Source organism: Nostoc sp. LEGE 12447 (assembly GCF_015206985.1).
GTDB lineage: Bacteria > Cyanobacteriota > Cyanobacteriia > Cyanobacteriales > Nostocaceae > Nostoc.
The window spans coordinates 24,393-47,513 of the sequence record NZ_JADEXT010000003.1; the positions used below are offsets into that span (position 1 = coordinate 24,393).

18 protein-coding genes are annotated in these 23,121 nt (G+C 40.4%); 10 read left to right on the forward strand and 8 right to left on the reverse strand.

Annotation, left to right across the window (positions count from 1 at the left end; genetic code table 11):
• The first annotated feature begins 35 nt into the window (after positions 1 to 35).
• From IQ274_RS04760 to IQ274_RS04805, 10 genes are all read left to right on the forward strand, one after another.
• The gene (locus tag IQ274_RS04760; RefSeq protein ID WP_194141585.1) at positions 36 to 1,115 is read left to right on the forward strand and encodes a hypothetical protein; all 1,080 of its coding nucleotides are present in this window, start codon (positions 36 to 38) and stop codon (positions 1,113 to 1,115) included.
• A 612-nt stretch (positions 1,116 to 1,727) separates the two neighbouring features.
• Entirely contained in the window at positions 1,728 to 5,024 is a 3,297-nt protein-coding gene (locus IQ274_RS04765; RefSeq protein WP_194141586.1) for a PAS domain-containing protein, read from the forward strand.
• A gap of 998 nt (positions 5,025 to 6,022) precedes the next feature.
• Positions 6,023 to 7,732 carry a fasciclin domain-containing protein gene (locus IQ274_RS04770; protein ID WP_194141587.1) on the forward strand — a complete coding sequence of 570 codons (1,710 nt, stop codon included), beginning with the start codon at positions 6,023 to 6,025 and terminating at the stop codon, positions 7,730 to 7,732.
• A gap of 1,645 nt (positions 7,733 to 9,377) precedes the next feature.
• Positions 9,378 to 10,028, forward strand: coding sequence for a hypothetical protein (locus tag IQ274_RS04775; protein ID WP_194141588.1), 651 nt, complete (start codon positions 9,378 to 9,380; stop codon positions 10,026 to 10,028).
• A gap of 223 nt (positions 10,029 to 10,251) precedes the next feature.
• Positions 10,252 to 11,799 carry an FAD-binding oxidoreductase gene (locus IQ274_RS04780; protein WP_163930538.1) on the forward strand — a complete coding sequence of 516 codons (1,548 nt, stop codon included), beginning with the start codon at positions 10,252 to 10,254 and terminating at the stop codon, positions 11,797 to 11,799.
• A gap of 23 nt (positions 11,800 to 11,822) precedes the next feature.
• A complete protein-coding gene (locus tag IQ274_RS04785) occupies positions 11,823 to 12,527 on the forward strand; it encodes an actin-binding WH2 domain-containing protein (RefSeq protein ID WP_163930540.1) in 705 nt (234 codons plus the stop codon).
• Between the two features lie 42 nt (positions 12,528 to 12,569).
• Complete coding sequence (locus tag IQ274_RS04790; RefSeq protein ID WP_012410547.1) at positions 12,570 to 13,277, forward strand: hypothetical protein; 708 nt, start codon at positions 12,570 to 12,572, stop codon at positions 13,275 to 13,277.
• Positions 13,278 to 13,629: 352 nt separating this feature from the next.
• Positions 13,630 to 14,856, forward strand: a complete 1,227-nt coding sequence (locus IQ274_RS04795) for a pentapeptide repeat-containing protein (RefSeq protein WP_194141589.1) — start codon at positions 13,630 to 13,632, stop codon at positions 14,854 to 14,856.
• 225 nt (positions 14,857 to 15,081) lie between these two features.
• Positions 15,082 to 15,453, forward strand: coding sequence for a DUF2358 domain-containing protein (locus tag IQ274_RS04800; RefSeq protein WP_114082919.1), 372 nt, complete (start codon positions 15,082 to 15,084; stop codon positions 15,451 to 15,453).
• Positions 15,454 to 16,558: 1,105 nt separating this feature from the next.
• The gene (locus tag IQ274_RS04805; RefSeq protein WP_194141590.1) at positions 16,559 to 17,311 is read left to right on the forward strand and encodes a hypothetical protein; all 753 of its coding nucleotides are present in this window, start codon (positions 16,559 to 16,561) and stop codon (positions 17,309 to 17,311) included.
• A gap of 232 nt (positions 17,312 to 17,543) precedes the next feature.
• Here the strand turns inward: IQ274_RS04805 and IQ274_RS04810 are convergent, their stop codons facing one another.
• The 8 genes from IQ274_RS04810 to IQ274_RS04845 form a co-directional block, all read right to left on the reverse strand.
• Positions 17,544 to 18,818 (reverse strand): ribulose bisphosphate carboxylase small subunit, encoded by a 1,275-nt coding sequence (locus tag IQ274_RS04810; RefSeq protein ID WP_163930548.1) that lies wholly within the window; start codon positions 18,816 to 18,818, stop codon positions 17,544 to 17,546.
• A 91-nt stretch (positions 18,819 to 18,909) separates the two neighbouring features.
• Positions 18,910 to 19,296, reverse strand: a complete 387-nt coding sequence (locus IQ274_RS04815) for a type II toxin-antitoxin system VapC family toxin (RefSeq protein ID WP_194141591.1) — start codon at positions 19,294 to 19,296, stop codon at positions 18,910 to 18,912.
• Positions 19,293 to 19,520, reverse strand: a complete 228-nt coding sequence (locus IQ274_RS04820) for a type II toxin-antitoxin system Phd/YefM family antitoxin (protein ID WP_194141592.1) — start codon at positions 19,518 to 19,520, stop codon at positions 19,293 to 19,295. Before IQ274_RS04820 ends, IQ274_RS04815 begins: the two co-directional genes overlap by 4 nt.
• Positions 19,498 to 19,833, reverse strand: coding sequence for a hypothetical protein (locus IQ274_RS04825; RefSeq protein WP_194141593.1), 336 nt, complete (start codon positions 19,831 to 19,833; stop codon positions 19,498 to 19,500). Before IQ274_RS04825 ends, IQ274_RS04820 begins: the two co-directional genes overlap by 23 nt.
• A 64-nt stretch (positions 19,834 to 19,897) precedes the next feature.
• Complete coding sequence (locus tag IQ274_RS04830; protein ID WP_194141594.1) at positions 19,898 to 20,518, reverse strand: GDSL-type esterase/lipase family protein; 621 nt, start codon at positions 20,516 to 20,518, stop codon at positions 19,898 to 19,900.
• Positions 20,519 to 20,690: 172 nt separating this feature from the next.
• Positions 20,691 to 21,029: a ribulose bisphosphate carboxylase small subunit gene (locus tag IQ274_RS04835; RefSeq protein ID WP_114082924.1), complete on the reverse strand. Its 339-nt coding sequence runs from the start codon at positions 21,027 to 21,029 to the stop codon at positions 20,691 to 20,693.
• A gap of 47 nt (positions 21,030 to 21,076) precedes the next feature.
• Positions 21,077 to 21,484: a RuBisCO chaperone RbcX gene (gene rcbX / locus IQ274_RS04840; protein ID WP_012410538.1), complete on the reverse strand. Its 408-nt coding sequence runs from the start codon at positions 21,482 to 21,484 to the stop codon at positions 21,077 to 21,079.
• Between the two features lie 132 nt (positions 21,485 to 21,616).
• Positions 21,617 to 23,047: a form I ribulose bisphosphate carboxylase large subunit gene (locus IQ274_RS04845; protein WP_163930558.1), complete on the reverse strand. Its 1,431-nt coding sequence runs from the start codon at positions 23,045 to 23,047 to the stop codon at positions 21,617 to 21,619.
• Positions 23,048 to 23,121 lie beyond the last annotated feature (74 nt).

Consider the following 23,121-nt stretch of genomic DNA (forward strand, 5'->3'; position numbering starts at 1 on the left):
TTAACCATTTTTAATTCCTGAAGAGGAGGTTTGTTGTGGTGGTGAAAAAGCCGACTGATAAGAATACTAAAGTAGAAATTCTTCAGGCTTATGAGGAGTTAGCTAAAGAAAAAGCAGCGCTGAAATTGGAACTTGAAAAAGTTGCCAAAGAAAACCAGTCTGGAACTAAAGAACAGCCTAAATTAGAACAAAAAACAGCTATGAATCAGCTTTCTAGCGTCCAACAGAAGATGAACAATACAATTGAAAGCTTGGCAAAGATTCAATTAGGTTTTGGCAGTGCTGCTAATGAATTATCGGAACAGCTAACCACAAAAGCCTCTAATTTGGAAGAAATCAGGCGAAATTTAGAAGAAGAAATCCAACAATTAACACAGCTGCACAATTTAGAAATTTCTGATGATATCTTGGATACTCTCATCCAATCTTATGAAGATAATACGAAAACTTATCAGGAAGAATATAACCAGCGTTCCGAAGTGTTATTCCAAGAAATACTAGAACAAAGAAATATTTGGGGAAAAGAACAGGAAGAACAGCAACGGGCTATAAAAGAACGGAATGAAAACTTGAAGAAAACTCGACAACGCGATGCTTCAGAGTATAAATATAATTTAGAACTCCAACGACAACTGCAAAGTGACGAATACGAACAAGAGCAGAAAGCACTATATAAACAACTAGAAGAATTACTACAAGACACAGAGAAACAGTGGGCTGAACGAGAGAAAGCAATTTCTGAGAGAGAGAAACAATTTGAAGAATTAAAAGCGAAAGTAGAGGCTTTCCCGAAAGATAAAGAAGCAGCTATCAAAAAAGCTACAGAAGAAGGCAAAGGCATTGCCCATTACCAGGCGAAAGTAAAATCAGATTTATATTCTAAGGAAGTAGAAGGGCAAAAGCGTTTCTATGAACAAAGGCTGCAATCTCTAGAACAAACTATTACTAATCAAGAGACGCGGATTCAAAATCTTTCTAAACAACTTGAATCTGCTCTCAAGCAAGTTCAGGATTTGGCAGTTAAAGCTATTGAAGGGACTTCAAATGTTAATTCATATCAGGCTATTAAAGAAATAGCTTTAGAACAGGCAAAGACTCAAGCGAAAAATAAATAATACCGATTATTTTTGACGTTGTATAGAACAAGGGGCTTAAGCTTCTTGTTTTATCAAGGTTGATTTTGTGCCGCTTCCCATAGAATTGGTATAAGCTGATTTATTTTTATGAAAAGTGTAGAGACTTAATTGAAATTAAATCTCTAAAACTGACTATAAAGCTTTTATTCGGTTTTCTTTGGTTTTTTGATGTCTGGGGGAGGTTGTAGTTTCCTTTTTTTTGTTCCAGTAGCCTGTGTTTGCTGAAATGCTTGATTAGAATTTGGCTCTTGACTAGACATAATACTAAATTTTAAAATCTCCGACAATATTATCTACATCACGGGTATTGTAGATTACAGAAATATATCACAAGAAATTTAAATTTTTAACTAAAAACTACTACATAATGTTGAGCGTGTAATAATCATCACGTTATCTATACTTGAGGTTGATTCGGCATAACCTTAATACCCTTCTCTGGATAGCTTTCTAAATTTAGACTTATCGGCAACTGGGAAAGCCGACTAGATAGTAATATTTTGCCTAAAAATGGAAGAAATAAGGCTAAAATTTATGTAAGTACAAGCCACTGAATCTTAAATTAACTTTAAATTTATTTAACTTTACAGAATGCCAGACGCGGAAAAGTCCCAAAACCAGCTGGCTAATGAAAAGCTGCTGCATCGGCAAGTTAGTAAAAAAGCAAATTATTCGCTCTTAGCCAGTGGAGAAGAGGGAATGGTGCTTCAGTTGGCGGATGGTACTATCCAGGCTTGCAGTACAGCTTGCGATCGCATTTTGGGACTAACCACAGAACAACTTGTAGGGCAGAACTTGCTCGATTCCAAGTGGCAATTTCTTCATGAAGATGGCTCTCCTTTACCTAACGAAACTCACCCAGCGATCGCTGCTCAGAAAACAGGTAAACCTTGCTTAAATATGGTGTGTGGCTTTTATAAGCCAAATGGTCAGCTAGTCTGGCTATCGTTGTCTTCACAACCTCTGTTCCAAGGTGGAATAGACACTCCCTTTGCGATCATCACAACTTTTTCGGATATTACAGAATTTAAGCACGCACAACTTGAGGAAAAATGTAACTGTACTGAAGATATTCAACAAGTTGAAGAAGAAAGTTGGTTGCAGCCAGAGGCTGAGAGTATTGTTCCTCTTGCCTCTCTTGTTGATGCAAATGAATCTCAGATACTGTGGGATAGTCAACGTTTGTTCCAACAAATTGCTGGTACTCTGCCGGGGATACTTTACATATATGACCTCATAGAGGAGCGAAATTCTTATGTTAATTACGAAATTGCTCAAGGTTGGGGCTACACACCAGCAGAAATCCAGGCAATGGGAAAGGATTTATTTACCCAACTTCTGCACCCTGAAGATTTAGCTCAACTCCCTACTTATTTTGAAAGATTTAATTCTGCCCATCCAGGCGAAGTCCTCAGTTTTGAGTACCGCATTCGACATGTTAATGGAGAGTGGCGTTGGTTTTGTAGCTATGACACCGTATATAGCAGAACTGTTGAGGGATTCCCGAAATATCTTTTAGGCATTGCTTTTGATATTACAGAGCGACGACACATAGAAATTTCACTGCGGCAAAGTAACGAAAGGTTTGAGCTAGCAGCTGCGGCGGTTAATTGCTTAATCTATGACTGGGAAATTCACAGAAGTAGTGTGGAAAGAACTCAGGGTTTAACCCAGGTTTTTGGCTACACACAACAAGAAGCTGAACCTACCTTCGAGTGGTGGCAACAACTTATCCATCCCGATGACCAACAAAGAGTTAATGACCAGTTCATGGCTAGTATGGCCAATGGCAACCGTTATAGTATTGAGTATCGAATCCGTCACAAAGATGGCCGCTATTTATGGGTGCAAGACCAGGGTTTTGCTGTCCGGGATACCAATGGTCAGGTAGTTAGGGTCGTTGGTGCTAGTACTGATATTACCGAACAGCAAGCTATACTGCGCGATCGCCAGCAAATTGAAACAAACCTGCGCGAGAGTGAAGAACGAATTCGGTTAGCCACTTCTGCTGCGGAACTGGGTATGTGGTTTTGGAATATTACCAGCAACGAGTTAGTTTGGACAGAGAAATGTAAGGAGCTATTTGGACTAGGCCCAGAAGTCGAAATGAGCTATGAGCTTTTCCTCAACTGCATACATCCAGAAGATCGTCAACGCCTCAATGAAGCGATCGCTCGTTGTTTTCAGGAAAAGGTTGAGTATGACATTGAATACCGCAGTCTTTGGTCTGATGGTAGCATTCATTGGATTGCTGCTAAAGGTCGTGTCTTTTACGAAGCCGACGATCAGCCAGTTCGGATGATGGGTACTGCTCAGGATATTACTGAGCGCAAACAGATAGAAAATGATTTGCGCCAACGTGAAACTCAATTAAGGCGCTTAGTTGATTCCAATATTATTGGCATTATGTTCGCGACACCTGACCATATTACTGAGGCGAACGAGGCTTTTTTAGAAATGGTGGGTTATACGCGAGAGGAATTATTAGCAGGTAAGGTACGCCGAAAACAGATGACTCCACCGGAATATCACGCTCTTGATGAGCAGGGGATAGAGCAACTTTTAACGGTTGGAGTATGTAATCCTTTTGAAAAAGAATATATCCGCAAAGATGGTTCGCGCATTCCTATACTAATTGGTGGTGCTTTGGTAGAGAAAGATCCGCCATCTTGGATCTGTTTTATTCTGGACTTAACTCCAAGGAAGCAATTAGAAAAGACACTTAGACAGCAAGCAGAGGAACTCAAACAGGCAAACCGAAACAAAGATGAGTTTCTCGCCATTCTCTCCCACGAATTGCGATCGCCCCTCAACCCAATTTTAGGCTGGTCATCGCTACTCAAAAGCCGCAAATTTAATGAAGCTACTACCAATCGGGCCTTAGAAACCATCGAAAGAAATACTCAATTGCAGATTCAATTAATTGATGAGTTGCTGGATGTATCCCGAATTATTCGCGGTAAGTTGAACCTGACTTTTGCCACTGTTAACCTAGCATCTGTAATTGATGCTGCATTAGAAACAGTCCGGTTAATCGCAGAAAGCAAATCCATTCAGATCAAAATACAGCTTGACCCTAATGTTGGTAAAGTGTCAGGCGATTATTATCGCCTACAGCAAGTTGTAGGGAATTTACTCTCGAATGCTGTCAAGTTCACTCCCCCTAACGGATTTGTGGAAATCAGCCTCTCTTCAAGTGGGGAATTGACTTCCCACTCAGCACTGATTCAAGTTAAAGACACTGGACAAGGGATTTCCCCTGAATTCCTCCCCCACGTATTTGAATATTTTCGTCAAGCTGATAGCAGTACAACCAGAAAATTTGGCGGGCTGGGATTGGGATTGGCAATAGTTCGCAACCTGGTAGAGCTGCATGGTGGAACTATAACAGCAGCTAGTGCAGGAGAAGGACAGGGAGCAATTTTTATTGTGAGACTGCCTGTGATGAAAGAGATTAGGGGAGATGAGAAAACTGGGGGAGGTAGAGAGAAACTTAACTCGTTAGCGATCGCTGGACTACGGGTATTGATTGTTGATGATGATGCTGATACACGGGAGTTTTTGCACTTCTTCCTACAACAGAATGGGGCACTAACAACTGTTGCAGCATCGGTAACTGAGGCGCTGGCTGTCATAGTCAAGACCATACCTGATGTATTAATCAGTGATTTAGGAATGCCAGAGATGGATGGCTACAGCCTGATTAGGCTGCTCAGAGCTATGCCAAAGGAAGAGGGAGGGGAAATTCCGGCGATCGCTCTTACAGCTTATGCGGGAGAAAGCGATCGCGATCGAGTTCTAGCAGCTGGTTTTCAGAAACATATTGCCAAGCCAGTACAACCAACTGAATTAATAACCTCAATTGCAGATTTGGTAGGTCAAAGATAAGTAACACTTGTGACTGGCTCAAAATGTGAAGAGACGTTGCACTTCTCTGAAATTCAAATAGGACTTACGCAAACAATAGCCGAAACCTTTATTTTCAGGTAGGGGTAATTTATAAATTGCCCTTACGCTTGCAATACTTTTCGGGTTTTGGGGGAAAGGGGAAAGGGTGTGAATTTCCCTTTCCCCATTGCCCTTTAACCTTTCCCCAGACCAAAAGAGAGATTATTGGGTTTAACCGAAAAGTATTGCTTACGCGTGTAGGTTTGCGTGACTCTTATCAAAAATCCTAGTTTATCCTTGGATTGATTTTCATAAAATTGTCTTTTGCAAAAGAATAATTCCGAGGTAAAAATCTTGGCGCAATCATGCCCCAAATCTTTGATTGTGATCGCTAATTTCCAGTCTAGTATTAGAATTTTTTCTATCAAGGACAACTATCTAAAGAGTGAAAGTTTTTGATCGTAATCTAGCCATTAGTTAGTTGTATAATCTCGATTAAAGGCTAATAATACATCATATCGTCAACATACATTGCTACTTCTTAAACCTTGTTAAAGATCGTGATGCATTGAGCTTGACGGTATTAACCCTCGTCGGCAATTATAAAGAAACGGCTATTGAAAGCCAATTTTCTTACTGCTTGATGGCGATTTTAGAACTGAGAAAATCGTCTACCTGCACTAATGATATTTATTCTTGCAGCGTAGGATATTACCACAGAATCACTGATTATCGTTATTAGTGTTATCTGCGGTTATTTAAAAATCAAATAGGAATATAATACTATTTGTGGTGAATATTTGGATAAATGTGATGAGATGTCAGAGCAGCTACTCATAATGTCCAACATTTTGATTTTCCAGAGTTAACGGTTGTATTTGGGCTTCCCATCCATAATCGATGTAAACCAAGCACTCATCTGGATATTTGTATTAACTTAACCTTGCACCCAGTATTTTTCAATAGTCAATCCAAGAATTTCAAAAGAGGATATTTCTATGTTTAGTTTTTTTCGTTGGCCATCAGCAAGGGTTGCTTTACTAGTTCTGGGAATGACAGCTGCTACAATAACTCCCATCGTAATTTCTACCCCAGCTTCATCTCAAAATACCGTTCCATCTGAGACAACACCATCCCCTACAACACCATCCCCTGCAACACCATCTCCGACTTCAACAGTTAACTTATCTGATGTTTCCTCAGATTATTGGGCGCGTCCCTTCATTCAAGCCCTAGCTGACAATAATGTGATTGCTGGCTTTCCTGATGGCAGCTTCAGACCAAATCAAGCCGTGACTCGTGCTGAATTTGCTGCCCTGATTCAAAAAGCTTTCCCTAACCAAAACCGAGTTCGGCAATTAAGCGCAGGTGGATTTCGTGATGTTCCTGCTGGCTATTGGGCATCTTCTGTAATTCAGTACGCCTACGAAACTGGATTTTTGGCAGGCTATCCTGGGAACGTGTTTTCGCCAAATCAACAAATACCCAAGGTACAGGCGATCGTTGCTTTAACAAGTGGTTTGGGCTTAACTGCTAGTAACACTGGAGCCAGTACTGACCTCAGCACCTACTACACCGACGCTTCAAGTATCCCGCAGTATGCCATTGCCAGTGTTACTAGTGCAACACAATCTAATATTGTTGTTAATTACCCAGATGTAAAACAACTCAATCCCCAACAACCTTTAACTCGTGCTGAAGTTGCGGCACTCTTATATCAAGCTTTGGCTAAACAGGGACGAGTACAACCCATTGCTAGCAATCTTCCAGCTAGTCAGTATATTGTTGGTGGGACTCAAACTGGTAGCGATATTGTAACTCTTGCTTCATCCAGTAGTTCTCTTACAACTCTGACTTCTTTATTAAAGGCAGCCGGCTTAACAGATGTTCTTCAACAGCCAGGCCCTTATACAGTCTTCGCTCCCACAGATCAAGCATTTGCTGCTCTACCTGCTGCTACCTTACAGCAGTTACAGCAACCAGAAAATAGACAAGCATTGATTAAGATTTTGACATACCACGTGGTTCCTGGTGCAGTCACTTCTAGTCAACTCGCGGCTGGGGAACTGCAAACTGCTGAAGAAAAGCCTGTAAATATTCAAATTGATCGCACTAGCAATCAAATCTCAGTGAATAATGCCAGAGTTATCCAGGCGGATGTTAAAGCTAGCAATGGTGTTATCCATGCAATTAACCAAGTCCTTGTCCCGCCTGATGTTAACATCAGTCAGTTAAATCAACCACCGACAGGAAATGCAGATGGAACAACGCCTACTGTTACACCAGGTAGAACTACTCTTGGTGGCCCCAGCTATATCGGGGTTGCTGGTAACATTGGTTTGAGCGGCAACGATACAGCTTTGAGCGATGGCAACTTTGCAGTAATCAGTAAAATTGGTCTGACACGCAATATCTCAGTGCGACCATCCGTGCTATTTGGGGATGATACAGTGTTTTTGGTTCCCTTGACTTTGGATTTTACCCCTCGTGCCTCTGCTGATGTCGGCGACAGAACCTTCTTTATATCTCCTTATATAGGTGCTGGTGTAGCGATCGAAGCTAATCTCGATACTGATTTTGGATTACTGCTAACTGGTGGTGTAGACATTCCGCTCGGTTCTCGATTTACATTAAATGGCGCTGTAAATGCTGCTTTTATGGATCAAACTGATGTAGGGTTACAACTAGGACTTGGCTACAACTTCTAAGTCAACATAGAATTATATCCCCCTAAATCCCCCTTAAAAAGGGGGACTTTGAGGGATTTTTGTCCCTCTTAAAAAGCTACGGTGTACACATATCTCTGTACAAAAACAAAATGTTGTAGATCCTCCTAAATCCTTCTTAAAAAGGAGGACTTTGACTCCGGTTCCCCCTTTCTCAAGGGGGGTTAGGGGGGATCTAAAAGTGCCTAAAGTCACAGCGAAACACTTTTCAAACAACCTCTAAGACTTTGAAAACACGCGCTAGTCTTATAAATAAAAAAGAGTGGGAGGAAGCATATCAGTCAGCTTTCAAACTCCCACTCTGCCATTTGCTGCTGAAGTGAACAGGAATGTATACAGACGTTGCCCGTTATTTAAGGGCTAATGCGTATCTCAACAACAACATCCATACATATTTTATATTCCTGTTGCAGCAAAGGCTAAACCTAATTATTGATATTTATCTGCTGATAAAAATACTCTGCAAATAATTTAGTAGAGATAGTTTCTTGGAAATCATTGAGTAAATAAATAGGGTTTTACAAAATGAATTTGCTTGTGTGGTAGCCCCTGATAAAACCCTTGAAGTCGTTTATCTTCGTACAATTTAACTTGGGTAATTAGAATGTGGTTGCCATTTTGGCAGGTTTTTAAATTTTCTAATTGGGGTATTTTTTTGCTTTAGCAGAGTTAAAAACTTGAGGCTTGAGGGGTTTTACCCCCTATTTATTAAGCAGCAGTATTATGGAATTTGCTAATAGCGTTTAACTGTCATAATGATACAAATACCTTGGTAAGGGCATAGTCAAATTCAGAGGATGTTTGAAAAGTCTTTTTGTCAGTATCAAAAGTTTTCGATCCTTCTAAATCCCCATTATCAAGGTAAATTTTGATTTCGCTTCCTGCCTTTTTAAGAGGATGTTTTAAAAGTGTTTGGCTGTGCTTTTAAGTACTTCTAGATCCCCCCTAGCCCCCCTTAAAAAGGGGGGAACCGGAATTAAAGTCCCCCTTTTTAAGGGGGATTTAGGGGGATCTGAACTTTTGATACCCATAAGGGGACTTTTAAAACATCCTCTAAGGGATGTTGGAGGGGATCTAAAAGTGTTTAAAGTCACAGCAAAATAGTTTTCAAACAACCACTAAGGTTAAAAGGGCGGTTAGAAAATGGTATAAGACTTCGTTAACAAAGCTTTGAGGTTCATTAATGAGCCTTTGAACTCCGTTAACGAAGCTTTGATACTCGTGAACTAGGCTTTGAACTCCGTCAACGAGTCTTTTATACTCGTGAATGAGTCTTTGAACTCCGTTAACGAGTCTTTTATACTCGTCAACGAGTCTTTGAACTCCGTTAACGAGCCTTTTATACTCGTGAATGAGTCTTTGAACTCCGTTAACGAGTCTTTTATACTCGTCAACGAGTCTTTGAACTCCGTTAATGAGTCTTTGATACTCGTGAACGAGCCTTTTATACTCGTGAACGAGACTTTGAACTCCATTCATGAAAAATATCTAACTATTCTTAAATTTACAGGGGTGAGCGTGTAGTAAAATTTGCTCACCTCTGTAAAGTGGAATATTTGACCCCCGCGCTGTTGCGATCGCCTTCAAAAACCTCGCCGAAAACCATCCCGAAGCCGAGTTAGAAATCGTGGCAATGGAGAAACGCGGCGAAGATAAAATCTTGCTCAGAGCCAAAACCGCCGCAGGGAGCGATAAATCTCAACTGAGTGCAGAATATTTTGATGACTATAATCAACTTAAAGCTTTATCGCAGAGTCAGCAATTATTACTTGTAGAAAAAGATAAGCGCATTATTAGTTTAGAAAATATGGTAGATACTGCTCTCAAGCAGCCGAAATTTTATACTCAAGGAGATACAAATATGTCAGATATTAGCGGCATCAATATTGAAGGCAGCAGTAATGTTAGCGGTATCGCTGGCAAGAATTCTATTGCTAATCTAGGAACCATTAGCGGTAACGTGAGTATTGCCCTCAATCAGTTACCTGATGCAACCGATGCCGAGAAACCAGGAATCAAAGAATTATTGTCGCAGTTGCAAGATGCAATCATCCAATCCACATATTTGTCAGAAGAAGACAAAGCCGAAGCGCTAGAACAGGTGAACAGTTTGGCAGAAGCGGGTAAAAATCCTCAAGAATCCACTAAGCAAAAGACGGCGAAGACAGCTATCACCATGTTGAAAGGGATATTTACAGGCTTACCTGCGATCGCATCACTGGTTGAAGCTGGTAATAAATTATTGCCTGCGATCGCAAAACTATTCGGTTTGGGATAAGAGGTTGTTTGAAAAGTAGTTAGCTGTGATTTTAGGCACTTATTGATCCCCCCTAACCCCCCTTAAAAAGGGAGGAACCGGAATTAAAGTCCCCCTTTTTAAGGGGGATTTAGGGGGATCTAAAACTTTTGTTACCGAGAAGAGGACTTTTCAAACAACCTCTAAGCGCGTTGTTCCAGCAAAGATACGATCAATACTAGTAACTTTGCTGGAATCAAACCCGATGTCTTTAACTGAAGAAATTCTTTCCCAATTACCAGGCGATGTTTTAGGAGGATTGCGCCAAGGCGATCGCATCCTCACATCTCTGCGCGAAAACTCCGCACCCGCACCACAGTTAGTTAAAGAAAGTCAACAGCCTTTAGGCGTTGTAGACTTTGATGTGCTGATCTGCGGTGGCACTTTAGGTATTTTAATTGGTTGCGCCTTAGCGGTGAAGGGACTGCGGGTAGCGTTGATGGAACGGGGTATTTTACGGGGGAGAGAACAAGAGTGGAATATCTCTCGGCAAGAATTAGATGTGTTTGTGGAATTAAACTTGCTGACTGAGGATGAATTAGAAACTGCGATCGCAACTAAATATAACCCAGCGCGAGTTAGTTTTGATGGCGGTACAGAAGTTTGGGTAGAAGATGTCTTGAATATTGGCGTAGATCCAGTTTATCTCCTGGCGACATTGAAAACCCGATTTCTCGCAGTGGGTGGAAAGTTGTTAGAAAATACACCCTTTACTGAAGCGATTGTTCATCCAGATGGGGTGATGGTAAATAACCAATTCAAAACTCGGTTATTAATCGACGCAATGGGACATCTTTCACCAATCAGCCAACAAGCACGCCAAGGCAAAAAACCAGACGCGCTGTGCTTAGTTGTCGGAAGTTGCGCCCAAGGTTTTGCGGAAAATAGCTCAGGCGACTTGTTGTTATCATTTACGCCTTTGCAAAATCAATGTCAGTACTTCTGGGAAGCTTTCCCAGCCAGGGATGGCAGAACCACTTATTTGTTTACCTATATGGATGCACATCCCCAACGTTTGAGTTTAGAAGGTCTATTTGAAGAATATCTGCGTCTCTTACCAGAATATCAGGGAGTGGAATTGAGCAAGCTGAAATTTCAACGAGCGCTATTTGGCTTCTTTCCCACCTATCGGCAAAGTCCTCTCAAAACTCCTTGGAATCGCATTTTACCAGCCGGAGACAGCAGTGGTAGTCAGTCTCCCTTGAGTTTTGGTGGTTTTGGGGCAATGGTGCGTCACCTGAAGCGTTTAACTTATGGCATTTACGAAGCGCTAGAAACAGAACAACTATCTGTAAAAGCTTTAGCACTGTTGCAACCCTATCAGCCAAGCCTGACTGTTACCTGGTTGTTTCAAAAAGCGATGAGTGTTGGTATAAATCAGAAAATTGCCCCAGATCAAATTAACCAACTCCTCTCAGCAGTATTTGAAGAAATGCAACAGTTGGGTACACCAGTGTTAAAACCATTTTTACAGGATATAGTGCAGTTTTCGGCACTAACCCAAACACTGTTAAAAACTGGTTTATCTCATCCGGGAATAGTTGCCAAAATCATTCCGCAAGTAGGTTTAGGAAGTTTATTAGATTGGACGCTACATTACGGTAATTTAGGTGTATATACTGCCTTGTTTTGGTTGAGTCCAATGTTAGAAACATGGATTAAGAATCAACCAAATGAACAACAATATTATTGGCATCGTTTGGTTGATGCCTGGAAGTATGGTTCTGGCGGTGATTACTCAGATGAAACTTAGAATTTTAACTGTGTGAGGATAACATGATTGAACGGAAATCATTAGGAATCAAATACTTTGCAGTGCTGATTGGATTCCTGCGCGATCGCCCAGGTTTTCTGGAGGAAATTCGCCAAGGTACGAGATTACCAACTAAAATCATTTCTCTGCTGGTTTGCAGTTCCTTATTTCTCGCCGCGTATGGCGGAATCATTGGTGCATACCATAGCTGGATGCAAGCTTTGTCTTCCGCCATTAAACTCCCAGCCCTTTATTTAATCACACTTTTGATTTGTATCCCGACGTTGTTTTTTGCTAACATCATTTTTGGTTCAAAGCGGACTTTTGCACAGCATTTAGCATTAGTATTAACTGCGGTTTCAGTCACAAGCGTACTTTTATTTAGCTTTGCACCAATCACCTTATTTTTCTTGATTACCACGAATAATTACCAATTTTTGATTCTGTTAAATGTATTCATCTTTGCATTAACTGGATTTATTGGTGTTTCGTCTTTATATCAGGCGACGAGTTTAGTTTTAGAACAAGATGATGAAGGTAGTAAGACACGCCAAAAGATTTTGCAATTTTGGCTATTTCTTTACGCTTTCGTAGGTAGTCAGTTAGGATGGACTCTCAGACCGTTTTTTGGTACACCGGGTTCTATCTTTGAACTATTCCGTGAAAGAGAAGGTAATTTCTATTTGAGCGTCATTAAATCTCTTAGCTATCTCTTTGGATTCCGTTAATTAGTCATTAGTAATTTCACAAAATATACAAACTATAAAATTATGCTGAAAAAGCAAAATCGCGGAATTCAACAATTTGGTGTCTTGGTTAATTTACTGCGCGATCGCCAGTCTTTTTTAGAAGAAATCCGTCAGGGAATAAGATTACAAAATAAAATCAGTTCTTTGTTTGTATCTAGTTCTATATTTTTTGCCCTATATGGAGCAATTATTGGTGCATCTCACAGTTGGGCACAGGCATTATCTGGTGCGATTAAACTTCCAGTATTCTATTTAATCACACTGATTATTTGTTTTCCGACTTTGTTCTTTTTTAATGTTTTGTTTGGTTCTCGGAGCAGTGTTTTACAGCATTTCGTTGTATTACTCACATCTGTATCAGTGATTAGCGTGCTTTTATTTAGCTTGGCACCAGTTACACTATTTTTTCTCATCACTACACCAGATTCCTATCAATTTTTCAAACTATTGAATGTGCTAATTTTTGGTATTACAGGCATCTTTGGTGTGAAATTTTTATATGAAGGGATGCAATTACTTTCTCAGCAAGATGAAGTCGGTAAAAAAACCCGCACCACTATTTTAAGATCCTGGTTATTGCTTTATGCCTTTGTTGGTATGCAGTTAGGATGGTTTCTTAGACCATTTTTTGGTGCCCCTGATTCTAAATTTGAATTGTTTCGCGCAGTAAAAGGCAACTTTTATTTGGATATTGTTACGGCGATTTCCGAAATTTTAGGTTTGCGTTAACATAATCGCAGAAATCCTCCTGTCTAAATTCACAGGGAAACACTTTTAAAACAACCTCTGAAGCCTCGATTGCACTAAGCTTCAGCACTCACCGCAGTCGAGGTTTAATTGGGCCTATCCACAGCAATCTACTCATCATGTCAGTATTTGCGATCGCAAACAAGCCAAAAAAGCCGCATTTCAGAAGATGTTTACAAAATAAGTTATCAGATATTTTATAGATAATTTCTATGAAATAGATTTAAGTATATGTCAAGTAGTTCCGTGTTTGTACGCTATCAGATATTTACGGATGCTCTTAAAATCAACCTAAATTTATTTCCGTAAGGAGTCAAATGTGAAGACTTATAACATGTCTTTCATAAAGACAAATGGACTAACAATTTTGCTGGTATTTATCTCAGTTATATTTATTTTTTCTTTAACTCTAATCTTTTCTTTATTTGAAAATATTCAAGTACTTTCAAACCAAGAAAAAATAGAATATATCACTCAAGCATTAACAACTATTGCGATCATGATTGGAGGACTAGCATTAATAATTAATGCTTACTATACATCCAGACTCTCTTTGGATGAAAATCAGAGTCTGTTAATGCAGATCCTTGCTGGGACACTAGCTTGGGATAACAATATAGTAACTAGTATCAATTACAAGCAACCAACTCCCCACGAAATTGTTCCCGAACGCTTTTCTAAAGCAATTGAACAACTAGGAAATGAAAAAATTGAAACGCGATTTGCCGCAATTTATGCTTTAGAACGAATTGCCAAAGATTCTCCCAAAGACCATTGGACAATTATGGAAATTCTCGCTGCTTTTATCCGCGAGAATGCTTCGATAAATCAAAAATATGAGGATGAATTACAGGTATCGTCAAAACTTCCTACAGATATTCAAACAGCGATAACTGTAATTGGGCGACGCGATTCACATAAAGATCCAGTAAATCAAAAACTAGATTTACGCAATACAGACCTCAGTAATGCAGACTTAACGGAAGCTAACCTCTCTAAGGCAATTTTCGTAGGAGCTAACTTACAATGGGTAAATTTTACACAAGCAAATCTCTCCGAGGCAGACCTATCAATAACCAATCTTTGTGGCTCAGTCTTCTATGAAGCCAACCTCTCGAAGGCAACCCTTCCAGAAGCCAATTTGCAAGGCGTAATTCTCAGAAAAGCAAACCTCTCGAAAGCAATCTTTTATGATGCAAACTTGGAAGGGGCAATTCTTTGTGATGCCAACTTAGAAGGGGCAATTCTTTGTGATGCCAACTTAGAAGGGGCAATTCTTTGTGATGCTAACCTCTTTGAAGCCAACTTCGAGGGTAGCAACCTCGAAGATGCAAACCTGATTGGCAGTAACCTGCAAAACGCAAAACTTTCTGGGGCCAACTTAGAAGGCGTGTTACTCAGTACAGCTAATCTGCAAGATGCCAACTTCCAAGAAACTAATCTCTTTAGGGCAAACTTGAGCGGATGTGAGAACCTAGAATTACAGCAGATTGAACAGGCATTTGGCGATCGCACAACAATCCTACCGGAAAATCTGAACATACCCCAACATTGGCGTTAACAAAAAGCCTCCGGCACGCTGACGCGTAGCTTGCTTCTCTGTAGGAGTACGCATTCCGGACTAGAGAAACTTAAGGTTTTTTAACCCGCCTACGCGGGTTTTATTTATATAGACCCGATTTCCAACCGCTATTTTAACTGTATTGAATTTAGTACCCAAAACTATAAAGTTGCCAAAAACCTGATATCCTCTATCAGCGAGGACATCGAATATAAAGCGACTATTATGGATATCATTGAAATTCTCAAAGAAGACTATCAAAGATTCCCAGTCAATCAAACTTACAGCATTTACGCTCCAGACGTTTATTTTCAAGACCCACTGAATAAATTTCGTGGTGTGAAACGTTATCAAAAAATGATTAATTTTATCCAAACTTGGTTTTTAGATCCCAAGATGGACTTACATAATATTCAACGTTTAGGAGACACAATTAAAACTGAGTGGACACTCAGTTGGAATACTCCTCTCCCCTGGAAGCCACGGATTTCTATTCCTGGTTGGAGTGAATTAGGTCTTAACTCTGATGGTTTGATTGTCTCCCATATCGATTATTGGAATTGTTCACCCTTAGACGTGGTGAAGCAGCATTTCTAGCGCTTCTGGGTTGATGAGTCCAATATATACCTAACCTCCAGCCCAAAATACCATATCTCTCCTTGTCAACTTAGGTGTACACACAATTTTTTTAGAGTTGTCCCCCAGTGCTTAGAAGGCTACAGTGTATATACAAGTCCTAAAAACCTAGCTTGATGAAGTTTTGCTGTTTTGCTCGTTCTCATACGGAGTATGAGAATACATTCATCTGGGCTGCTGAATTAATATATCACTGAAGGCAGAGCCTCTAATCAGCTATTCTCGCCCTCTGTATCGATAAAATAAGACGAAATCGTGCCATTATGATGAATATTCTGATATTCATCACTAAGAAGCAATTGCCCAAAAAACTAGATTTCATATCTGAATTAAGAGAAATTACTCAGATTAATGTATTAGTTTTATGAGAAATAAAATTATTCACGAATTTTACTGAACCAAAAAACAGCTTGACTAAGCCAAACTAACTTTAGAACCCTATTTAAGGAATATATCTATGTCTCCTCCAAAAACGGACATCACATATTCTATAAAAAGCTGACTTAAGATCGGCTGGACTGAAATCAATGGATTCAAATATGAATTCAATCTTCTAATAAGAGAGATAAAAAAGGAACAAATATTATTTGTTCTCTAAAAGCATTTGTCGCAATTTATCAAACAGAATTCAAGAGTGAAGAAGCAGAATTGAGAATTAATTCTGGCTTAAAAATTGAATAGCACAGTAGTAGCAAGTCTGCAATCTTCTTAATCAATGAAGTCTTTGTACCCTCACCACATCTATGATTTGGTGGTGACACAAGGCGCAAGTCTAGTCTAGCTTTGCGAACAAGATACCCACGCAGCATTTCTCAGAGAGTATCTAGATTCTGAATTGATCATCAATCTATTCAATGATTCTCTTTGGATAAGAAAACTTTATATACAGTTAATACCATGCAATGTCATGCATATTCTGTTAAGCACTTTGTAGTCTAGCCTCATTTATCGTAATGCTGCAAATGTTGCTATCTGCGAATTTCAACAATTTTCCTTGTCTAAACTCTCATTAGAGTTTATAGTGATACGGTGTTTTTCCCTTAAAATTTCTCGGCAGATTTATATCATGATTTATTCTCAAAAATTTCAGAAGTATTTGGCAGGTTTCTCTTTATCTGTCGTATTAGTAGCTGATTTAGTCCTCACACAAAAAGTCCCTCCAGCTTTTGCCGAAATAGTAAATTCATCTGTTGGGAATGCTGTGACATTTAGTTGCAATGATAGTGAAGCGACAATCAAAGCTAAGAATGGGGCCAGAGTAGTTAGTGGAAGTTCAGCCTTTTACATTGGTTATCAGCAAGTCTCATCTAATAACAAAAACCCTATAACTATCCGTTTTAATAATGGTATTAAAACATGGTGTAGGACTGATTACGAAACAACAAATGACGACGGTACAGGCTACGGATTGTATTGGAGTGGGGGAAATTTTTTATACGGTGTTTACTCTTCCACTGGCAGTCAGACTGGTAATGATTTTCGCCGCTTTGCAACCGGGCGCTGGTTGTCTAGCTATGGTAGTGGAGGCGGGCCAAAAGTCGCAGTTATAGCCCGGATTAATCCAGCCAATGGCGAGGTTTACTATGCTACATTTTTATCTGCTAAAAAGGCGGATAATGGAAATACAAACTCTTTAGTTGTCAGAAGCCTATCATGGGATGGCACAAATTTAACTGTGCAAGCAAAGTCATGGTGGACTCCCCGCCGCACTAATACCAACTCCATGACTTGCTCTGGTGCATCTCCTTATATATACACGGCAGTATTCACTAGCGATTTAACAAGGGTTAACTCGGCTTCAGCTGCTACCTGTAGTTAAGGTATAAGGATTCAGCTATCAAATTTAGGACTTACGCAAAACGACAGGCGGTAGGGGCAATTAATGTAGACGCTTTGCGGCTACTCTACGAGTTAGTACCCGCAGGGTATTGTCCCTACTAAAAAATCAAGCTTTGGGCTATTTTTTGCGTAAGTTCCGAAATTGAGGAAGCATATTTTTCCAGTTGTTTGAGAATCGACAAAAGCGATCGCTCTTTCTCAATTATCTATTCCTAATTTTTCCCATGCGGACGGTGAATAATTGTCTCCAAAACCCGCCGCTTGGCTTTCGGATCAATACCTACTAAGCGAATATACTCACCGCTATATTCTGCCAAAGTTGCCTCTAAGTTTGAGATTGCATCAGACTCGGCATCAATGTGGCTATGAACACAACTTTGCCAAGAACCTGTACGGAAACGGCGCTCATCTACGTGTTCAATACTTATTTTGTAACCTTGAGATAATAATTGCCGAATCTGTTCTTGTGTCTCTAGGGTTAAATGTGGGCTTGATACTTCCTGTTTCTGGAATCCATTCGTTTTTGGTTCTTGAGTCGCACCATTGCTTGACGGCTGATTAATTGGTGTTACAGCAGCAGGCTGTGCAGATTGAGAATTTCTACCTCGATTGAGTCGGTTGTAATCGTCAACCAAATGGGAATTTTCCACCCGTTTTTGTTCACCAACGAGGAAGTTACCAGACTCTATTAGGTGAGACAGCCTGAAATCTGGTTTTTTAAATTCTGGTGGCCCTTCAGTGCTGTTAACCACACTCAAGGATACTTTCTCAAAACCTACTTTATGGATGTAATTGCGGATTTGTTCGTCATAAATGCGCGATCGCAAAGCGCTAAAAAAGTCAATAGACTGATTAACAAAAGTATCAACTAGCTGTTCAACTTCCTTCTGCGATAGTCCATCAGGTTCAAAAATCCCCTTGACAATTCCCACCTTGTCGTCTCTGTCTGGTTCCCAGTAAAATTTCTCCATCCGTCCATCCCGAATTAACGGTGCATAGAGAGTAGAGAAATCATTACCTGTGACAATAATCGGTACACGATGTAAAGGTGTGGAATCGTAGCTTCCAGGCAACTGCACATCTGTGGGATTATCAGCAATATTCATTAGTGTGGCATTCACCAACTGCGTATTTACAGTATATTGAGTGCCTTCATCAAAGCGTCCAGCCCCCGCATCTAAATCGTTAATCATCAGTACACACATTTTGCCGCGTACTTTGATCAGTTCTGCTGTTTCCCGATAGCGCAGCCGAATCAACCGCGCTGGATCTCCTGCATCTGGACTTTCCAATTCACCGCCAGAGACATGAGTCACCTCGATACCCATTTTCTCGAAGACTAATTGACATTGAAATGTTTTGCCTTCTCCCTTGCGCCCGTGAATACCTAAAATCACGGGAACTCGCACACCAGGAAGCTTTAGAAAGTTTTTAGTAATGTGGACAGCCAGTTTGTCCAAAAAGCGGGGAGCGATGTAGTAACCCATAAAATTATCTTTGCCTAGCACTGCCTAAAGTAATGTTAAGTTTTTTTGGTGATGACTGTTTATTAATCTTTTGGTAGAAAAGCAACGCTACCTACCACACACGTCTTATTGGATAAGCATCGAAAATTTTATCAGCACTCAGTAAAGGTATATTTTCCACTACCGATTGTGCAATTAAAATTCGGTCGAATGGGTCACGGTGATGTAAGGGTAGTGTGGCAACAACAGTAACGTGGCTAATGTTGATATCGAGTAAACTAAAATCGTTCAGATTGAGTTGCTGTGTGATGAATATTTCAAATGGCTGATTGAAACTAAGCTTGCCTAAATTCTGCTTAATAGCTATTTCCCATAAACTAGCGATACTTAGTAAAATTTCATTATTCTCATCATTGATTAACTCTACTACTTGATTACTAAGTCTTGAATTGTCAGTCACATACCAAATAAAAGTATGTGTATCCAACAGTAATCTCATTCCATATATTCCTTAAAATCTTCCAGTGGTTCATCAAAGTCATCAGATATTGTAATTAAACCCTTTGCGCTTCCAGGTTGACGGGGGCGTTTAACTGGCGACACAGGAGTTAACTTCACAACAGGTTGATTATCTTTAATGATGATAATTTCCTCACCACTGAGTGCTGCTTCAATTAAGTCGGGTAAATTTTGAGATGCTTCAGCTAGAGGAATATGCTGCATATATTTTTTTCCCGATAATTTCAAAACTGGGAATTGCTTGCTTATCGACATCAAAAATGCAAAATTCTTTCAACCCTCGCTCAGTTGGTTGCCAACCTTGCTCCAAAGCTAGCAAGATAACTGAACGTACTACAGAAGGAATAATCAAAGGAATAACCATCAATCGATAAGGAAATATCGTAGCCAGTCGTTGTCCTGTCTGGGGTTCACGTACAACAATCAACTTTATATAACCGCTATCGGGTTTAACAGTCCAACGGTAGGTTATATTATTCACCGTAATTGGCCTTGTTCCCTTTTTTGGCCATGCCATGCAACTATTTCCCCTTTTTTTATAGGATAACTTAGGGCGATCGCTATTTGCCCCTTGCTAAACTTTAGGGAAACCAATTTAACCAAGCATCCCAATTTTCCACAATTTTTGCAAATTCTGCATAACCTCCTGCTTTAGGATGAGCGCCATCATTAGCTCTTGCTTCATTAATCCAGATATTTGATTTTTCTAATATCGGGAAAACATCTAAATATGGAATATTTAATTCATTACAAATTAAAGCAAACTGTTTAGATAAATCAATATTTCTCTTCCTTCTTTGAATATCTTCTTGTTCTGCGTATGGTGCTAGTCCAACCATCAAAATAGGGTATAACTTTTGAGCTTTACTTAAAATTTCACGAGCATTTTTGATAGAATCTGCCAAATCCACACGAGTTTTACCATTTTCTAATGTTGTGTCATTCAATCCAAAAGAAAACACAACTCTGTTATCATATTGTTTGGGTAATCGTAGTGATACTTCCTGTAACCAACGCCTTGCTATATCAGTACTCGTATCACGCCTAATTCCTAAATTATAGTAAGTAATGTCATAACCTTTTTTATTAGCATTAGCACATACTCTCCCAGTCCAACCAAGACATTCTTGATCGCCAGTGCCATTAACAAAAGAGTCACCAACAAAGCAAATTCTTACTTCCGGCAGATGCTGTAATTCCATTTACTATATTTAAAAAAAGCAGAGGTTTATGCAAAGGGACACCGAGTTATTCTCTGCGTTACTCTGCGTTTTCCTTTGCGTCCCTCTGCGTTTCAAAAAAGTTAGTAAATAGGAGAGGCAGATAATTCTACCTCTCCTATGGAGATAATTAATTACTTAAAGCTTGCTAGCTTTAGTATCTGGTAGCTTTGTTAGGTTTGTGAACCAAAAAGCTGAGAACTTGGCACTGCTTGATGTTGTCAAAACCCACAACACGGATATAGCTGGTGTTGAATTGAGAACGGCATCCTTGAACTTCGCTCAATACTTCTTGGGTAGATTTAGCACCGAACAAAGGCAGCTTCCACATTGTCCAATATAATTCTGTTGGCTCAGAAGTTTCGTTGAACTCGATCGCTGGAATGTAACCTTGATTCAAAATGTACTGAATCTGCTTGGCAATTTGAGCGTCAGTCAGGGGTGGCAAATAAGAAAGGGTTTCGTAACGACGCTCTTTTGGTAAAGTTTGCATAGCTTTTTGATAATGGGTTGCGATTTTTTACTACTAGGTTGAATGAACTAATTGGATAAGTTATCCAAATTCTGATCTGAAGTTGTTTGCTGTTCTGGTTGCAGACTGGGGTTAGATGTGTCTATTCGTGTGATGCGTTCTAAATGCTGGCGACGCTGCTCCATGTTGGCTTGCTGAATGCCAGTGCGAACCATTTCTGGTAAAAATTCTGCAATTTCTTCCGCAATGTGTTCTCTGACAGTCATGATTCGCAAAGCCAAATCTGGTTTTTCTCTCAGCAGTTGCTCAATGTATGACTCACCATTCTGAATTTTGCCAGACGAAAAGTTATGCAGCCAAAGTTCTAATGGAGGATTCGTTTCGCCTAGCTGCGCCAATACTGTCCTTAGAGCCTGATAAGTCAGATAGCTTTGGAGAGTTTTGGCTGTGTCCTTCGCAATTTGCTTAAGATTCATGCTTGACCCCAGCCCTAAAGAGTTATGAGTTATGAGTTATGAGTTATGAATTAATGCAAATCCTAACTCCTGTACAGACGCGACTAATCGCGTCTCTACTTCTAACTCTTAACTCTTAACTGTTAACTCAGATCAGACGGTATCCATTGCTTCAAACTCGAACTTGATTTCTTTCCACAGTTCGCAAGCAACAGCCAGTTCAGGAGACCACTTGGCAGCTTCGCGGATGATATCGTTACCTTCACGAGCCAAGTTACGGCCTTCATTACGAGCTTGAACAACGGCTTCCAAGGCGACGCGGTTAGCGGTTGCACCAGGAGCGTTACCCCAAGGGTGTCCCAGAGTACCACCACCGAATTGTAGTACGGAGTCATCACCAAAGATTTCTACTAGTGCGGGCATGTGCCATACGTGGATACCACCAGAAGCAACTGCCATTACACCAGGTAGAGAAGCCCAGTCTTGGGTAAAGTAAATACCACGAGACTTGTCTTGCTCAATGTAGTTTTCACGCAACAGGTCAACGAAGCCCATTGTGATGCCGCGCTCACCTTCCAACTTACCAACTACTGTACCAGTGTGGATGTGATCGCCACCAGACAAACGTAGAGCTTTAGCCAATACACGGAAGTGAATACCGTGGTTCTTTTGACGGTCGATTACAGCGTGCATAGCACGGTGAATGTGTAGCAAGATACCGTTATCGCGGCACCAACGAGCCAATGTGGTGTTGGCGGTGAAACCTGCGGTGAGGTAGTCATGCATGATGATGGGCATTTTGAGTTCTTTAGCGTACTCAGCCCGTTGCAACATTTGTTCGCAAGTAGGAGCGGTGACGTTTAGGTAGTGACCTTTAATTTCACCAGTTTCTGCTTGAGCTTTGTTGATAGCTTCAGCTACGAACAAGAAGCGATCGCGCCATCTTTGGAATGGTGCGGAGTTAATGTTTTCGTCGTCTTTGGTGAAGTCCAAACCACCGCGTAAGCACTCGTATACAGCGCGTCCGTAGTTCTTAGCAGAAAGACCCAATTTGGGCTTAATGGTACAACCCAGCAAAGGACGACCGTATTTGTTTAACTTGTCGCGCTCAACTTGGATACCGTGAGGAGGTCCTTGGAAGGTCTTGATGTAAGCTACTGGGAAACGGATGTCTTCTAGACGTAGTGCCCGCAGAGCTTTGAAACCAAATACGTTACCTACAATTGAGGTTAATACGTTGGTTACAGAACCTTCTTCAAACAAGTCCAAAGGATAGGCAACGTAGCAGATGTACTGGTTGTCTTCGCCGGGAACTGGTTCGATGTCATAACAACGACCTTTGTAGCGATCGAGGTCGGTGAGCAAGTCTGTCCACACAGTTGTCCAAGTACCTGTGGAAGACTCAGCCGCTACAGCCGCACCTGCTTCTTCGGGAGGAACACCGGGCTGGGGTGTCATGCGGAACGCAGCTAGAAGATCGGTATCTTTTGGTGTGTAATCGGGTGTGTAATAAGTTAGTCTGTAATCTTTAACCCCGGCTTGATACCCAGACTTGCTCTGAGTCTTCGTTTGAGCGTAAGACATATTTTATCCTTCCCTGAAATCACTCTTAATTAATTATCAAATCACGTTTTGTGCAACTTCCCCTCACCCCTTTT

Bases quoted from the DNA above. Each gene is read 5' to 3' on its own strand.
- IQ274_RS04765 (WP_194141586.1), top strand. From the start codon at position 1,728: ATGCCAGACGCGGAAAAGTCCCAAAACCAGCTGGCTAATGAAAAGCTG.
- IQ274_RS04770 (WP_194141587.1), top strand. From the start codon at position 6,023: ATGTTTAGTTTTTTTCGTTGGCCATCAGCAAGGGTTGCTTTACTAGTT.
- IQ274_RS04780 (WP_163930538.1), top strand. From the start codon at position 10,252: ATGTCTTTAACTGAAGAAATTCTTTCCCAATTACCAGGCGATGTTTTA.
- IQ274_RS04785 (WP_163930540.1), top strand. From the start codon at position 11,823: ATGATTGAACGGAAATCATTAGGAATCAAATACTTTGCAGTGCTGATT.
- IQ274_RS04790 (WP_012410547.1), top strand. From the start codon at position 12,570: ATGCTGAAAAAGCAAAATCGCGGAATTCAACAATTTGGTGTCTTGGTT.
- IQ274_RS04795 (WP_194141589.1), top strand. From the start codon at position 13,630: ATGTCTTTCATAAAGACAAATGGACTAACAATTTTGCTGGTATTTATC.
- IQ274_RS04800 (WP_114082919.1), top strand. From the start codon at position 15,082: ATGGATATCATTGAAATTCTCAAAGAAGACTATCAAAGATTCCCAGTC.
- IQ274_RS04805 (WP_194141590.1), top strand. From the start codon at position 16,559: ATGATTTATTCTCAAAAATTTCAGAAGTATTTGGCAGGTTTCTCTTTA.
- IQ274_RS04810 (WP_163930548.1), bottom strand. From the start codon at position 18,818: ATGGGTTACTACATCGCTCCCCGCTTTTTGGACAAACTGGCTGTCCAC.
- IQ274_RS04815 (WP_194141591.1), bottom strand. From the start codon at position 19,296: ATGAGATTACTGTTGGATACACATACTTTTATTTGGTATGTGACTGAC.
- IQ274_RS04820 (WP_194141592.1), bottom strand. From the start codon at position 19,520: ATGCAGCATATTCCTCTAGCTGAAGCATCTCAAAATTTACCCGACTTA.
- IQ274_RS04825 (WP_194141593.1), bottom strand. From the start codon at position 19,833: ATGGCATGGCCAAAAAAGGGAACAAGGCCAATTACGGTGAATAATATA.
- IQ274_RS04830 (WP_194141594.1), bottom strand. From the start codon at position 20,518: ATGGAATTACAGCATCTGCCGGAAGTAAGAATTTGCTTTGTTGGTGAC.
- IQ274_RS04835 (WP_114082924.1), bottom strand. From the start codon at position 21,029: ATGCAAACTTTACCAAAAGAGCGTCGTTACGAAACCCTTTCTTATTTG.
- rcbX (WP_012410538.1), bottom strand. From the start codon at position 21,484: ATGAATCTTAAGCAAATTGCGAAGGACACAGCCAAAACTCTCCAAAGC.
- IQ274_RS04845 (WP_163930558.1), bottom strand. From the start codon at position 23,047: ATGTCTTACGCTCAAACGAAGACTCAGAGCAAGTCTGGGTATCAAGCC.